Origin of the sequence: Kribbella ginsengisoli, assembly GCF_039537185.1 — a bacterium.
Taxonomy (GTDB): domain Bacteria; phylum Actinomycetota; class Actinomycetes; order Propionibacteriales; family Kribbellaceae; genus Kribbella; species Kribbella koreensis.
Map to the genome: position 1 here is coordinate 1367889 of NZ_BAABAA010000001.1, position 12208 is coordinate 1380096.

14 protein-coding genes are annotated in these 12208 nt (G+C 68.5%); 6 read left to right on the plus strand and 8 right to left on the minus strand.

The features are described from left to right. Window positions 1-20 precede the first annotated feature (20 nt). From ABD768_RS06095 to recQ, 4 genes are read left to right on the plus strand one after another with little or no spacing between them, the layout of a single operon-like run. Window positions 21-1049 carry an SAM-dependent methyltransferase gene (locus tag ABD768_RS06095; RefSeq protein ID WP_344838174.1) on the plus strand — a complete coding sequence of 343 codons (1029 nt, stop codon included), beginning with the start codon at window positions 21-23 and terminating at the stop codon, window positions 1047-1049. A 34-nt stretch (window positions 1050-1083) separates the two neighbouring features. Next, on the plus strand, window positions 1084-1926 hold the full coding sequence (locus ABD768_RS06100) for an AraC family transcriptional regulator (RefSeq protein WP_344838176.1): 843 nt from the start codon (window positions 1084-1086) through the stop codon (window positions 1924-1926). Then, window positions 1923-2369, plus strand: a complete 447-nt coding sequence (locus tag ABD768_RS06105) for a VOC family protein (protein WP_344838178.1) — start codon at window positions 1923-1925, stop codon at window positions 2367-2369. Before ABD768_RS06100 ends, ABD768_RS06105 begins: the two co-directional genes overlap by 4 nt. Window positions 2370-2395: 26 nt before the next feature. Further along, complete coding sequence (recQ, locus tag ABD768_RS06110) at window positions 2396-4243, plus strand: DNA helicase RecQ (protein WP_343968444.1); 1848 nt, start codon at window positions 2396-2398, stop codon at window positions 4241-4243. Window positions 4244-4434: 191 nt separating this feature from the next. Here the strand turns inward: recQ and ABD768_RS06115 are convergent, their stop codons facing one another. Continuing rightward, window positions 4435-4680, minus strand: coding sequence for a hypothetical protein (locus ABD768_RS06115; protein WP_425552086.1), 246 nt, complete (start codon window positions 4678-4680; stop codon window positions 4435-4437). A gap of 174 nt (window positions 4681-4854) precedes the next feature. Here ABD768_RS06115 and ABD768_RS06120 point away from each other — a divergent pair, with 174 nt between their 5' ends. Next, window positions 4855-5574 (plus strand): class I SAM-dependent methyltransferase, encoded by a 720-nt coding sequence (locus ABD768_RS06120; protein WP_344838183.1) that lies wholly within the window; start codon window positions 4855-4857, stop codon window positions 5572-5574. Here ABD768_RS06120 and ABD768_RS06125 read toward each other — a convergent pair. The 4 genes from ABD768_RS06125 to ABD768_RS06140 are packed head-to-tail and all read right to left on the minus strand — an operon-like array spanning window position 5543 to window position 8424. Then, window positions 5543-6712: a serine hydrolase domain-containing protein gene (locus tag ABD768_RS06125; protein WP_343968452.1), complete on the minus strand. Its 1170-nt coding sequence runs from the start codon at window positions 6710-6712 to the stop codon at window positions 5543-5545. The two genes, ABD768_RS06120 and ABD768_RS06125, sit on opposite strands and share 32 nt — an antisense overlap. Window positions 6713-6771: 59 nt before the next feature. Beyond that, complete coding sequence (locus ABD768_RS06130) at window positions 6772-7164, minus strand: DUF1801 domain-containing protein (RefSeq protein ID WP_344838186.1); 393 nt, start codon at window positions 7162-7164, stop codon at window positions 6772-6774. Next, complete coding sequence (locus ABD768_RS06135; protein ID WP_344838189.1) at window positions 7164-8033, minus strand: LysR family transcriptional regulator; 870 nt, start codon at window positions 8031-8033, stop codon at window positions 7164-7166. The genes ABD768_RS06130 and ABD768_RS06135 overlap by 1 nt, the downstream gene beginning before the upstream one ends. 28 nt (window positions 8034-8061) lie before the next feature. Next, window positions 8062-8424 carry a VOC family protein gene (locus ABD768_RS06140; RefSeq protein ID WP_344838192.1) on the minus strand — a complete coding sequence of 121 codons (363 nt, stop codon included), beginning with the start codon at window positions 8422-8424 and terminating at the stop codon, window positions 8062-8064. 128 nt (window positions 8425-8552) lie between these two features. On the opposite strand from ABD768_RS06140, the gene ABD768_RS06145 reads away from it, so the two are divergent. Beyond that, the gene (locus ABD768_RS06145; protein WP_344838194.1) at window positions 8553-9086 is read left to right on the plus strand and encodes a dihydrofolate reductase family protein; all 534 of its coding nucleotides are present in this window, start codon (window positions 8553-8555) and stop codon (window positions 9084-9086) included. On the opposite strand, the gene ABD768_RS06150 is transcribed toward ABD768_RS06145, so the two are convergent. The 3 genes from ABD768_RS06150 to ABD768_RS06160 all read right to left on the minus strand — a co-directional run bounded on the left by ABD768_RS06150 (window position 9079) and on the right by ABD768_RS06160 (window position 12206). Continuing rightward, a complete protein-coding gene (locus ABD768_RS06150) occupies window positions 9079-9522 on the minus strand; it encodes a hypothetical protein (protein ID WP_344838198.1) in 444 nt (147 codons plus the stop codon). The genes ABD768_RS06145 and ABD768_RS06150 overlap by 8 nt on opposite strands. Window positions 9523-9604: 82 nt before the next feature. Then, complete coding sequence (locus ABD768_RS06155; protein WP_344838201.1) at window positions 9605-11530, minus strand: DUF3352 domain-containing protein; 1926 nt, start codon at window positions 11528-11530, stop codon at window positions 9605-9607. A gap of 46 nt (window positions 11531-11576) precedes the next feature. Next, on the minus strand, window positions 11577-12206 hold the full coding sequence (locus tag ABD768_RS06160; RefSeq protein ID WP_343968466.1) for a hypothetical protein: 630 nt from the start codon (window positions 12204-12206) through the stop codon (window positions 11577-11579). Between the last annotated feature and the right edge of the window lie 2 nt (window positions 12207-12208).

Here is a 12208-nt window from a genome sequence, read left to right on the forward strand (position 1 = left end):
GCCGTCCGCATCCTGTCCTCGTGAGCACCCTTGACGCGGAAAACCCACTGGAACGCTTCGCGCTGGCCTCGGCGGCCCGGGAGTCGCTGGCCGCCTGGACCACCGGCGCGCAGGTCCTGACCTTGATCACGACGCTGCGGGACCGTGGCTGGACGAAGTACCTCGCCGAGCCGCGCGACCTCGAGACGCTGGCCGAGTTCTCCGGCCTGCCGCCGACCCGGCTCGCCGACATCTTGTCGTTGCTGGAAGCGAACGGCATCGTGCGGCAGCAGGATGGGACCGTCCAGCTGACCCGGCCGTTCGAGGCACTGGCCGCGGACGACTCCTACATCGGGCTGGACGAGCTGCTCGACCACTCCGAGGTGATGTCCCGGCTGATCCGTACGGCGGCCGAGGGTCCCGGACCGCTGCCGTTGACCGAGCCCGATGCCCTGGTCGTCGCGCGCGCCCTCGGCGGAAAAGCCACCACGGTCACCCGGACCCTGTACGAGCAGAGCTTCCTGCCGAAGCTGCCTGAGGTGAGCGAAGCGATCCGTGCCGGGCGCTGGCTCGACGTCGGCTGTGGTGTCGCCGGAGCGACGCTGACGCTGGCCACTCTGCTCCCCGAGTTCCGGGCGGTGGCGATCGAACTGGTTCCTACCGTGGCCGCTGAGACGCTGCGCCGGGTGAAGGAGCACGGCGTGGCCGACCGGGTCGACGTCCGCTGCATGGACGCGCGGGACTTCGACGAGCCGGCCTCGTTCAGTGGCGCGTTCTGGGCTCAGCCCTTCTTCCCCGAGCCCACCCGGGCGGCGACGCTCGCGGTGATCCTGCGCTCGCTCAAGCCCGGTGGCGTGCTCGTCCTGCAGGAGATGGAACCGCCCGAGCCCGATGAGTCAGACCGGCCCGCCTACGCCTTGCGGAAGCTGGTCGCGCAGGGTCAGGAGGTGCCGTTCGCGCGGTCCGCCGAGGACCTGGCCGCCGAGGCGGTCGCGGCCGGCTTCGAGTTGGTCCGGCTGGCGCCGACGGACTTCGGCCGGATGATCCTCGTGCGGCGACCGCTGAGCTGAATCTTTTGTCCTAGGCCGGCTTTAGCCTGGGCAGATGGAGGGCTTCGAGTACCACGTGCGCAGGGCGCATCCCGCCCTGCGCCCGTACCTCGGCGACCTCACCGGCTATGCGTACCGGGGTGCGCCTCTGGAGCTGCATCGCGGCCTGCCCTCGCGGTACCTCACGATCGTGATCAGCCTGGACGAGCCGCTCGGTGTCGCCTGGCCGGACGAGCCGGTGGAGAAGTTCCAGACCCTCGTCGGCGGGCTGCACTCGACCGCAGTCCGGATCGCCGACTCCCCCAACGTGGCCGGCATCCAGCTCGCGCTCACGCCGGCCGGGTCGCGAGCGCTGCTGGGTCTGCCGTCGGGTGAGCTCGCCACCACGATCATCGACCTCGACAAGCAGCTCGGAATGCCGGCACAGGAGCTCGGCGAGCGGCTTCGCGCGACGCCGCACTGGCACGAGCGATTCGACCTCGTAGAGCGGCTGCTGCTCGAGGCGTGGCGGGACGAGCCGATCGGCGCGCCACGGGCCGAGCTCGGCTGGGCCTGGCGACGGCTGTGCGAGACGGCGGGCGGCATCGGCGTACAGGAACTGGCTCGAGAGGTCGGGTGGAGCCGACGGCATCTGACCGAGCAGTTTCGTGCGGAGTACGGGCTGGCGCCGAAGGTCGCATCACGGGTCCTACGGTTCGAGCGGGCCGTCCGCTGGTTGAAGGCGAAACCGCAGACCAGGTTGGCGGATCTCGCGGCTGATCTCGGGTACGCCGATCAAGCGCACCTCACTCGCGAATGGCACGCGATCGCAGGGTGCTCGCCGCGGCAATGGATGCTCGAAGAGCTCCCATTCGTCCAAGACGACGCGCGGACCGAGGTCGCAGAGTCGGGGGTATGAACACGACGACGAACGACACCGTGATCGGGGTCTGGCCGACGCTGGTCTACCGCGACGGCCAGGCCGCACTGAAGTTCCTCACCGAAGGGCTGGGGTTCACTCTGGCCGCCTCGTACGCCGGGGTCGCCGAGGGCTCGATCGCGCACGCCGAGCTGGTCTGGCCGGCCGGTGGTGGCGTGATGGTCAGCTCGGTCGACCGCAACGCCGAGCCGAACGAGTTCGACCACTTCGCCGGGCAACGGCAGTCGATCTATCTGGTCTGCGAGGACCCCGATGCGGTGTGGCCCAAGGTGATCGCGGCGGGCGCGACCGTAGTACGGGAAAGGCGCTCGGAGGACTACGGCTCGTATGGATTCAGCGTGGCTGATCCGGAGGGCAATGTGTGGAGTATCGGGACCTATCGCGGCGAGATCGGCGCGTTGTCCACAGGGGAACAGCAGTGACTGCGGGAACTCCGTAGAATCGCCGGGTGACAGAGACGAGCCAGCCGCTGGACGACACCTCGAGCGAGGCCTTGCAGGTCTTGCACCGGGTGTTCGGGTACGACTCGTTCCGGGGTGAGCAACAGGACATCATCGAGACCGTCGTCGGCGGTGGTGACGCCCTGGTGCTGATGCCGACCGGTGGTGGGAAGTCGCTCTGTTACCAGATCCCCGCCCTGGTCCGGTCGGGCGTCGGAGTGGTCATCTCGCCGTTGATCGCATTGATGCAGGACCAGGTCGACGCGCTGACGGCACTCGGCGTCCGGGCCGGCTTCCTCAACTCGACGCAGGACTACGAGCAACGGCGCGAGGTCGAGCAGGCGTTCCTGTCCGGCGATCTCGACCTGCTCTATCTGGCGCCCGAGCGGCTCCGGGTGGAGGCGACGACGCGGCTGCTCGACCAGGGCAAGATCGCGCTGTTCGCGATCGACGAGGCGCACTGTGTGTCGCAGTGGGGGCACGACTTCCGGCCCGACTACCTGATGCTGTCGCAGCTGCACGAGCGCTGGCCCGACGTACCGCGGATCGCGCTGACCGCCACCGCGACCGAGGCGACGCACGCCGAGATCGCCACCCGGCTGAACCTGAAGTCGGCGAAGCACTTCGTCGCGAGCTTCGACCGGCCGAACATCCAGTACCGGATCGTGCCGAAGGACAGCCCGCAGAAGCAGCTGCTCGATCTGCTCCGCACCGAGCACGCCGGCGATGCCGGCATCGTCTACTGCCTGTCCCGCAACAGCGTCGAGAAGACGGCGACCTTCCTCACCCAGAACGGCATCGAGGCCGTCCCGTACCACGCGGGTCTGGACAGCCGGGTCCGCGCGAAGAACCAGTCGCGGTTCCTGCGCGAGGACGGGCTGGTGGTCGTCGCGACGATCGCCTTCGGGATGGGCATCGACAAGCCGGACGTCCGGTTCGTCGCGCACCTCGACCTGCCGAAGTCGGTCGAGGGCTACTACCAGGAGACCGGCCGGGCCGGCCGTGACGGCCTGCCGTCGACCGCCTGGCTGGCGTACGGACTGCAGGACGTCGTCCAGCAACGCAAGATGATCGACACCTCCGAAGGCGACGCGGCCCACCGTCGCCGGCTCGGCACCCACCTCGACGCGATGCTCGCGTTGTGCGAGACGGTTCAATGCCGTCGGCAACAACTCCTCGCGTACTTCGGGCAGACCGGTGAGCCGTGTGGCAACTGCGACACCTGCCTCACCCCGCCGGAGTCGTGGGACGGCACCATACCGGCGCAGAAGCTGCTCTCGACCGTCTACCGGCTGCAGCACGAGCGCAACCAGAAGTTCGGCGCCGGCCAGGTGATCGACATCCTGCTCGGCAAGACCACCGACAAGGTCAAGCAGTTCCGGCACGACGACCTGACCGTCTTCGGTATCGGCACCGAGCTCAAGGACACCGAGTGGCGCGGCGTCATCCGCCAACTGCTCGCGCAACGCCTGCTCGCGGTCGAGGGCGACTACGGCACGCTGCTGCTCACCGAGGACAGCGCCGAGGTGCTCGGCCGCCGCCGCGACGTGATGATGCGCCGCGAGCCGGAGCGGGCCGCCCGATCCAGTTCGCGGTCCAGTGGCGGCAAGAAGAAGGCCGTTGCCGACCTCGCTCCGGAGGCCGAGCCGATCTTCGAGCGGCTGCGCGCTTGGCGTGGCGCGGTCGCGAAGGAGACCGGCGTACCGGCGTACGTGATCTTCCACGACGCGACGTTGCGGCAGATCGCCACCGACCTGCCGGGCAGCCTGGCCGAGCTGGGCAAGATCAGCGGCGTCGGCGAGAACAAACTCGCCAAGTACGGCGAGGGCGTACTGGAGGCGCTCGCCGCAGAGTAAGCGGCCGCGATCGCCTGCCCACTACCGGGCCGTTCATCGCGGTCGGCAAGCAGCAGGTCGACCTGCCCACATCTCCACGCGCAGGCGGTGGCGGGCGCGCAGCGACAGCATTGACGATTCCTCTCAGTGGGCGAGCTGAGTGCCCTTGCCGAGACGCAGGCCGGACCTCTGTCCGGCCCGCGTCCGCGGGATCAGGCCGGAAGCTTCGACGCGAGGATGTCGACGTTCTCGATCGCGGGTGCCACGGTGAACAGCTCGTCAGCGCGCTTCCCGAGCGCGGTCCCCACGCCGCCGGCCAGGTGCGCCTGCCGGCCGGCATCGTCGGGGAACACGTCGAAGATGCCGAACGTGGACGCGTCGAACTGGACGGCGAACCAGGCCCGGGTATCGGGCTCCTCCTCGACGATCGCCTGCGCGTCGGTCAGGAACTGAGCCACCTCCGACTCCTTACCCGGTCTTGCGTGTACGCGGAGCAGCAGGCCGACTCGTACCATGATTCTTCCTCAGAACTGGTGTTCGCTGGTGCCCGGCACCATCGGCCGGCCATGTACGTTCTCCAACGGAGAACAACCCCTGGTACCCAAAAGGTGCACGAACATGCATGGACGAGCATGAGCAATCTGACGAGTTCGTACGACGAGCTGGCCGACGCCTACCACGCGACCATCGATCCGGACGGTGCCGGCCTGGACGATCCGACCTTCGACGAGCTGGTGGGTGATCCCCGCGGCCAACGGGTCGCGGCGGTCGCCTGCGGGCAAGGACGGGAGGCGCGCCGGCTGGCGGATCTCGGCGCGCAGGTGGTCGGCATCGACGCCTCCGCGCCGTTGCTGGCCCATGCCCGGTCACTCGAACAGCACACCCCGCGCGGGATCGAGTACGTGCACGGCAACGCGCACGACCTCCAGCCGCTCGCCGACGCCTCGTTCGACGGCGCCGTCTGCTACATGGCGCTGATGGACATCCCCGAACTCGAACCGACGCTCCGATCGGTCGCCCGCATCCTCAAGCCCGGCGGTTGGTTCGTGGCCGCGATCATCCACCCCTGCTACAAGCCGCCCGCCCACGGCGAACTGATCGACCACATCGAAGGCACCTACCGCCGGATCGCCGGCCGGTACTTCGAAGAAGGCCCGCACAACAGCCCGACCCGCTGGGAGATCCTGCCGCGGGTCTCCTACCACCGGACGCTCTCCACCTACATCAACACTCTCGTGGGTTCAGGGCTGCAGATCGAGCGGACGGCTGAGCCGGTGGGCAACACACCGGTCTGGAAGGAGGCCGCCCAGGTGATCTTCTTCAGCTGCCGAGCAGCGGCTGCAGAGCGGTGATCAGTTCGGTGACCACGCCCTCCGGTTGCTTGTTGCCGTCAGCAAGGATCACGGCGACGGAGACCTTGCGGGACGGGACGGTGACCAGCAGGCTGGTGTAGTCGGGCAGTACGCCGCGGTGCCCGTACGCCGTACCGATGCCGTAGATCTCCGAGAACAGCATCGTCCCGAGGCCGTACTCGCCGTCGCCGGCCGTCATCTGCTGGACCAGGTCGGCCGGTACGACGCGATCGCCGTACAACTCATATCCCCAGCGGGCCACGGTCGGCGCGTCGGCGGCGAGGCCGGCGTTGGCGGCCGACAGGCTCGCGACCGCGCGGCATGGTGTGTACCCGTCGACAGCTTTCCCGCAGACCGGGTTGCGGTCCTCGGCGAGCGGGGCGGCCGGCTTCTGGCCGTCCTGGAAGGCGGCGCGCTGCAACCCGGCTGGCTTGGCCAGGTCGCGGGTGAGCACGGTCGCGAGTGGTTCGCCGGTCACCTTCTCGATCAGCATGCCGAGCAGGACGTAACTGGGATTGCTGTAGTCGTAGCGGACGTCCGGTTTCGTCGGCTCGGCCGTGTCGTAGGAGAGCGCCTGCTCCGGCGTCCAGTGTTTGCCGGGCGCGGCTTTGATCGCGACGTCCATCTTGGCGTAGTCGTCGGCCAGGAAGTTCGGTACGCCGGAACGCATGCTGAGGTGTTGCCGCACGGTCGCGTTGTTGGCGGTCAGCTTGTGCTTCAGGTACTGCGACAGCGGGGCGTCGAGGTCGACCTTCTCGGCCTTCGCGAGCAGCATCACCTCCGAGGCGACGAAGGTCTTGGTGATGCTCGCGACGCCCATACTCGTCTGCGGGGTGAGCGCAGTACCGGCCGCGTCCTTGCCGGCCGCGCCCGACCAGATCCACTTGTCAGTCACCACTGCTGCGGTGACGCCACGGGAGCCCGACTCGGTCGACGGATCGCTGATCACCTTCGCCAGCACGGCCTGCAAGGCCGCCGCCTTCGCTGGGTCGAGCACGGTCGTCGCTGGGTCGGGCAGCATTTGCCCGCCGGCGTCGGTGAAGGTCGAGTTCGGCGCCGGTGACGAGTTGCCGTCCGGCGAGCAACCACCCACCAGCACAGCCATCGCCACCGCGAACACCACCCCAGTCCTCACCATCAACAGATCGTCTCGTGCCCCGAGGGTCACGTCGAGGCCCGATCGGGCAGCCCCTTGGGCTAGGCGTTCTTGAGTTTGCGCCAGCCGCCTGCGCGGTTGTTGGCGATGATCTGGCGGAGCATCGCGGTCAGGGCGGGCTCGTTGATCGGGTCGTTCTCGTGGAGGGAGATCATCCGGGCGGTCTTGTTGTCGTGGCCGCCGGTGATGATGCCTTCCGGGTCGGGGACGATCGCGCCGTCGTACAGGAAGATGTTGACGTGCGTCTTGGCGGCCAGCAGCGCGCAGACGTTGCCCTGCAGCACGAAGTACGGCTGAACCGTGCGCTTGATCGTCTCTTCGAGTTCGGGGTCGGCCGCGTGCACGAGGTCGCGCACGCGGTGGCAGATCTCCTGCTGCCAGTCGGGCAGCTTGTCGATGTACTCGTCGACCCGCGGGTCCTTCTGATAGCTCATCAGGTGCTCCAGGTGAGTCCGATCGCGATCTCCGCGAAGTCATGGATGGTTCGGGCCCGCCGGCCGGCGCTCCAGGCCAGGCAGACGTGGTTCGGGCCGATGTCCTCGATCGGCACCGCGACCACGTCCGGGCGGGTGTAGAAGCTTGCGGTGGAGAGTGGCAGCACCGAGATTCCGTTGCCGGCAGCAACGTGCTCGAGTTTCTCCTCGACGTTGTGGAAGACCGGTACCCGGCCTGGCCGCCGTTCCCGGAGCTCGACGGCGATGTCGCGCCACTCCGGTACGGCGTCCGGGTCCTGCAACAGGTGCTCGTCGGCGAGGTCGCTGATCCGCAGCGACGGCTTGCCCGCGAGCCGATGATCGGTGGGCAGCATGACCACCCGCGACTCCTCGAACAGCGGGCGGACCGTCAAACCCTGCTGGTCGATCGGCAGCCGGACGATGCTGACGTCGGCGCGGCCGTCTCGTAGTACCTCGACCTGGTCGTGCCACGACGTCCGGAGCAGCTCGATCGTCAGCTCCGGGTACTGCTTGGTGAACGCGCGCACCGCCGTCGTGACGGTGATACCCGGCATGAACCCGATCGTGAAGGTGCCCGCCGGCCGCGCGGCCTGGACCACCCGGACCCGGGCCGCCTCGGCCGCTGCGAGCAACGGACGTCCGTCCTCCAGCAACTGCCGGCCAGCCTCGGTCAGCTCGGTCGCCCGCTTGGTACGGACGAACAGCAGGACCTTGAGCTCGTCCTCCAGCGCCCGGATCTGCCGCGACAGCACCGGCTGGGCGATGTGCAGCCGCTCCGCCGCGCGGCCGAAATGCAGCTCCTCGGCCACCGCGACGAAGTACCGGACCTTGCGCAGATCGACGTCCATTACGCCACCTCCTGATACCTGCAGGGTATTACTCCTGGGTCAGGTAGAGCCGGTTGCCGTCCTGGTCGGTGAAGGTGAACATCGGCGGCACGCCCGGCCAGGAGATCAGCTCGCTCGTCTCCACGCCCTGCTCGCCGAGCGCCGCGTGGGCAGCCGCGGCATCCGTCGTGGCGAGCCGGATGCCTGTGTCGACGCCGGTGTCCGACGCCTGTAGCAGGGCGACGGTGGTGGTACCGCCCGGCAGACCGACGACGAGCCAGCGGCCGCCGAGCTGCGGCAGCGGCGCGTCCCACAGCTTCTCGAAGCCGAGCTTCCGCTCGTAGAACTCCAGCGCCCGGTCCTGGTCGCTGACGGGGATCGAGACGGTCCGGACTGCGGTGATGTGAGGCATTTTCTGGTCCTTCCTAGGTGTCTTTACCCCTAGGTAGAGACTGTTTGCCGGATTTCGACACGATCCACCGATGAGTTTTCGCGGGCTCGCTCGTCTTGATGGTCAAACCCCACCAAGGAGGCAGAACGATGGCGAAGGTCCTGTACCACGTGACGATGTCCCTCGACGGTTTCATCGCCGGCCCGGAGCACTCGATGGAGTGGATGAAGGCGGCCGGCAGCGGCCCTCAACCGGAGGGCATGGAGGTGGCGAAGACGTCAGGCGCCGCGCTGGCCGGGCGGAACGGGTACGACGCCGGGCGCCGGGTCGGTGGCGAGCTGTACGGCGGCGCCTACGACGGGCCAATCTTCGTACTGACCCACAACCCACCCACCGACGAGCCGAACCCGGCGTACACGTTCGTCAGCGGCGACATCCGCCCAGTCGTCAAAACCGCCCTGGAGGCGGCTGACGGCAAGGACCTGCTGATCCTCGGCGGCACGGTAGCCGCCCAATGCATCGAAGCCGGCCTACTCGACGAACTCTTCATTCACGTCGCCCCCGTACTCCTCGGCCAGGGCATCCCTGTCTTCCGCAGCACCGGCCCGCTCGTTTCTCTCGAACCGATCTCGATCTCCCAGGTCGGCGCATCCGCCAACCTCCGCTACCGCGTCCTCACCTGACCTCACCCGGCGGCGCCTCATTGAGATAGGCCTCAAGGTCCGGCTCACCGGTGAGCAGGTGCCGAACCCAAGCAACCCGCTCATTCTCGGCGAGCGCCAGCTCCCAGACGCAGCCGGTCGCGAAGGCGGGCATGGGTGTGATGGCGGTCGGCTGGTCCAGTGGCGACCGGAAGTACGCCAGCGAGAGGTCTACGTCGCTGCTCCACCAGTAGATGAGCAGGAAGTTCGCTGGGCGGGCGCGGTGAGCGATGACGAACGCGGCTCGGCCTTGGGAGTCGGCCGGCAGGGTTGCTTCTGCGAACATACGTGCGGCATGCAGCAGTACAGGGTCTGGTTCTCCTTCAACCGCCAAGCCGTAGAGCTTCGTCGGCCAAGTACCGAGCATCTCCACGCCATAGTGCGTGACGGGACGTGGGCTGTGGCTGGTTGGCTGCATCCGGCCAGGGTGCATTGTTCGAGGGTCTTGAACGACAAAGCCCGGACAGCCGCTGGGGCTGTCCGGGCTTTGTGGGGTTGGGTTACTTGGCTACTACTCGCAGGGTGAATTCGCCTTGGCCGTCGCCGGTTACGCGGCTGGTCAGGCCGGCGGAGCGGAGGGCGGCGTAGTCCTTGTCGCGGCCGATCTCCTCGTCCAGCGAGCCGATCGAGGCGAAGTCGACGTAGCCGACCAGCACGGCGCCGGACGTGTCCGGGACCGCCTGCTTGAAGCTCTCGGACTGGCCGAGGTTGCCGCCCTTGAGGACCTGGTCGGCGTAGTCCTGATCGGTGGCGATGACGAGCGTCTTGTCGTCCTTCGCCTTCTTGATCGGGATCTCCCCGACCGGCGAGTGGGTCTGGATCAGGTCGGTCACCTTGTCGACGACCGCCTCGGCCTTGGCCGGGTCGGTCTCGATCCGGGCGGCGATCTTCGGGCCGTTGCTGCTGTCCTTGTCGACCGCGACCGACAGGTTCTTGCCCAGCAGCGGCTTCAGGTCGTCCGGCAGGACCAGCCCGTACTCCTCGGTGAAGCCCTTCGTCAGCTCGGGCAGGTTGAGGCCCGCGCCGGACTTCTCCAGTTGCTTCCAGACCGTGTCGACCAGGTTCGCGCCGTCGGACAGCGTCAGCGCGGCGGCCGTGGTGTCGGGCAGCTTGGCGATCTGGTCACCGGCGTTGGCCGAGTTGACCTTGATCGACTTGTCGCCGCGGGCGATGCCCTTCAGCTCGACGTACTGCGAGTCGAACCGCAGCGCCGCGGCCGCGCTCCCCTCCGGCAGCGCGGAGCTCTCCGAGGCCATCCCCTTGGGAGCCAGCGCCGACAGCCCCTTCAGGTCCGCCCACATCGAGACGAAGCCCTGCTCGCCGAGCGCGTCCATGTCGGCCTTGAAGGTGGCGTTCTCGGACAGCGGGCTGTCCTTGCCGGCGGCAACGGCCGCGTCGACGGTCGCCTGGTCCTCGGACAGCAGCACGTAGCCTTCGGTGAACACCCGGCCCGGCTTCTTGTCCTCTCCTGCGAACAACTTGTCCAGCCCGGCGTTCGCCTTGTCCTCGTTCTTCACCTCGACCGCGACGATCGCGTCCGGCTCCTCGCCGTCCTTGCCCGGCACCGCGGCGGCACCCGCGCGGTCACCCAGCCACGGCTTGATGTCCTTGTCGAAGTCGACGTCGGCCAGCTCGTCGTCGGAGTCCTTCTTGATCAGGTCGAACAGCTTCTGGCGCAGATCGTCCTTGTCGCTCGTCAGCCCGATCTTCTCCTTGGCCGACGGGAACTTCAGCATGAACCGGACGGCGGCGACCTTCTGGCCGGCCGACGGGTTCAGGTCGACCCGCGCGTAGGCGACGGCGTTGCCCGGCAGCACGTCTGCCGGCTGCCCGCCACCAGCGAGCTTGCCGTAGGCGAAGATGCCACCACCGGCGACTACTGCGACGACCGCGACCCCTGCGATCAGCGGGATCAGCTTGCCGCGCTTCTTCGGCTCAGGCTGCCACTCCATGGTCTCCGGCGAACCGTACGGCGGTTGCCCGCCACCGCCATACCCCTGCTGCGGGTAGTCCGGCGACCCCGGCTGCGGCCACAACTGCCCACCCTGCGGCGGCTGCTGCCCGTACTGCCCCGGCTGCGCCTGCCCTGCCCCGTACTGCGGCTGCCCGGCCCCGTACTGCGGGCCCTGCGGCTGCTGCCCGTACTGCGGGAACGGCTGCCCCTGCGGCGGCTGCTGACCATACTGCGGGCCCTGCGCCGGCGGCTGACCGTACTGCGGCCCCTGCGGCGGCTGTCCTGGCTGCTGTCCTGGCTGGCCGGGCTGCGACCCGCCGTACGGCGCGCCCTGCGGCGGCTGGCCGCTATAGCCTGGTTGCTGGCCCTGCGGAGCGTACGGATTGTGCTGCGGCTGGCCGCTGTATGGCCCCTGCCCGCCAGCGGCACCCGGGTGGTGCCCGCCGGTCGGCGGATTGGTGTCGTCAGACATATGCCCCCCTCACGTCGCCGGTAGCCTCACCACCGGCCGAAACAGGCTAATGCACCTGCGGTGACGATTCTGACGCGGCAGATACCGATCCGGTTGCAACAGGATCTGCACGCCAGGTGGAGGCGGCGATGATGGCCGCGGCGAGCGCTGCGCCCACCAGCCAGGCGGCCAGCGGTGTCCAGGTGTGCAGCTCCAGCGGAGCGTCCAGCAGATCCCCCGGCTTGGCCGTCTCCAGCCGCGCCTGCAGCGGGTCATGCCCGAGCAGCATCCCGACCCCCCAGGCGACGCCCGAGCCGAGCGCCGACCCGAGTACGACGATGCTGACCGCCCACGGACCGTAGTTGCGCAACCACCAGAACAGCAACGCGCCCAGCACCAGCGCGGCCAGGAACCCGATCGCGGTGAAGGTGCCGTCAGGTCCGAAGACCTTCGTCATCTGCTCCTCGCCGAGCGACCCGCCGTTCTCGTCCACCGTGTACTGCGCGAGCGGCGAGAACTGCTGCCACGCCCACCCCGCGATCGCCCCGGCGACGAGGAACACCCCGATCGTCACCGCGATCGCCCGGCTCCACGGCAACTTGGGTTCCTCAACCACTACCGGCGTACCGAAGGGCGCTTGGCCATAGCCCTGTCCGTACGCTGACGGACCGAGCGGGTTCTCAACTGGCTGACTCACGT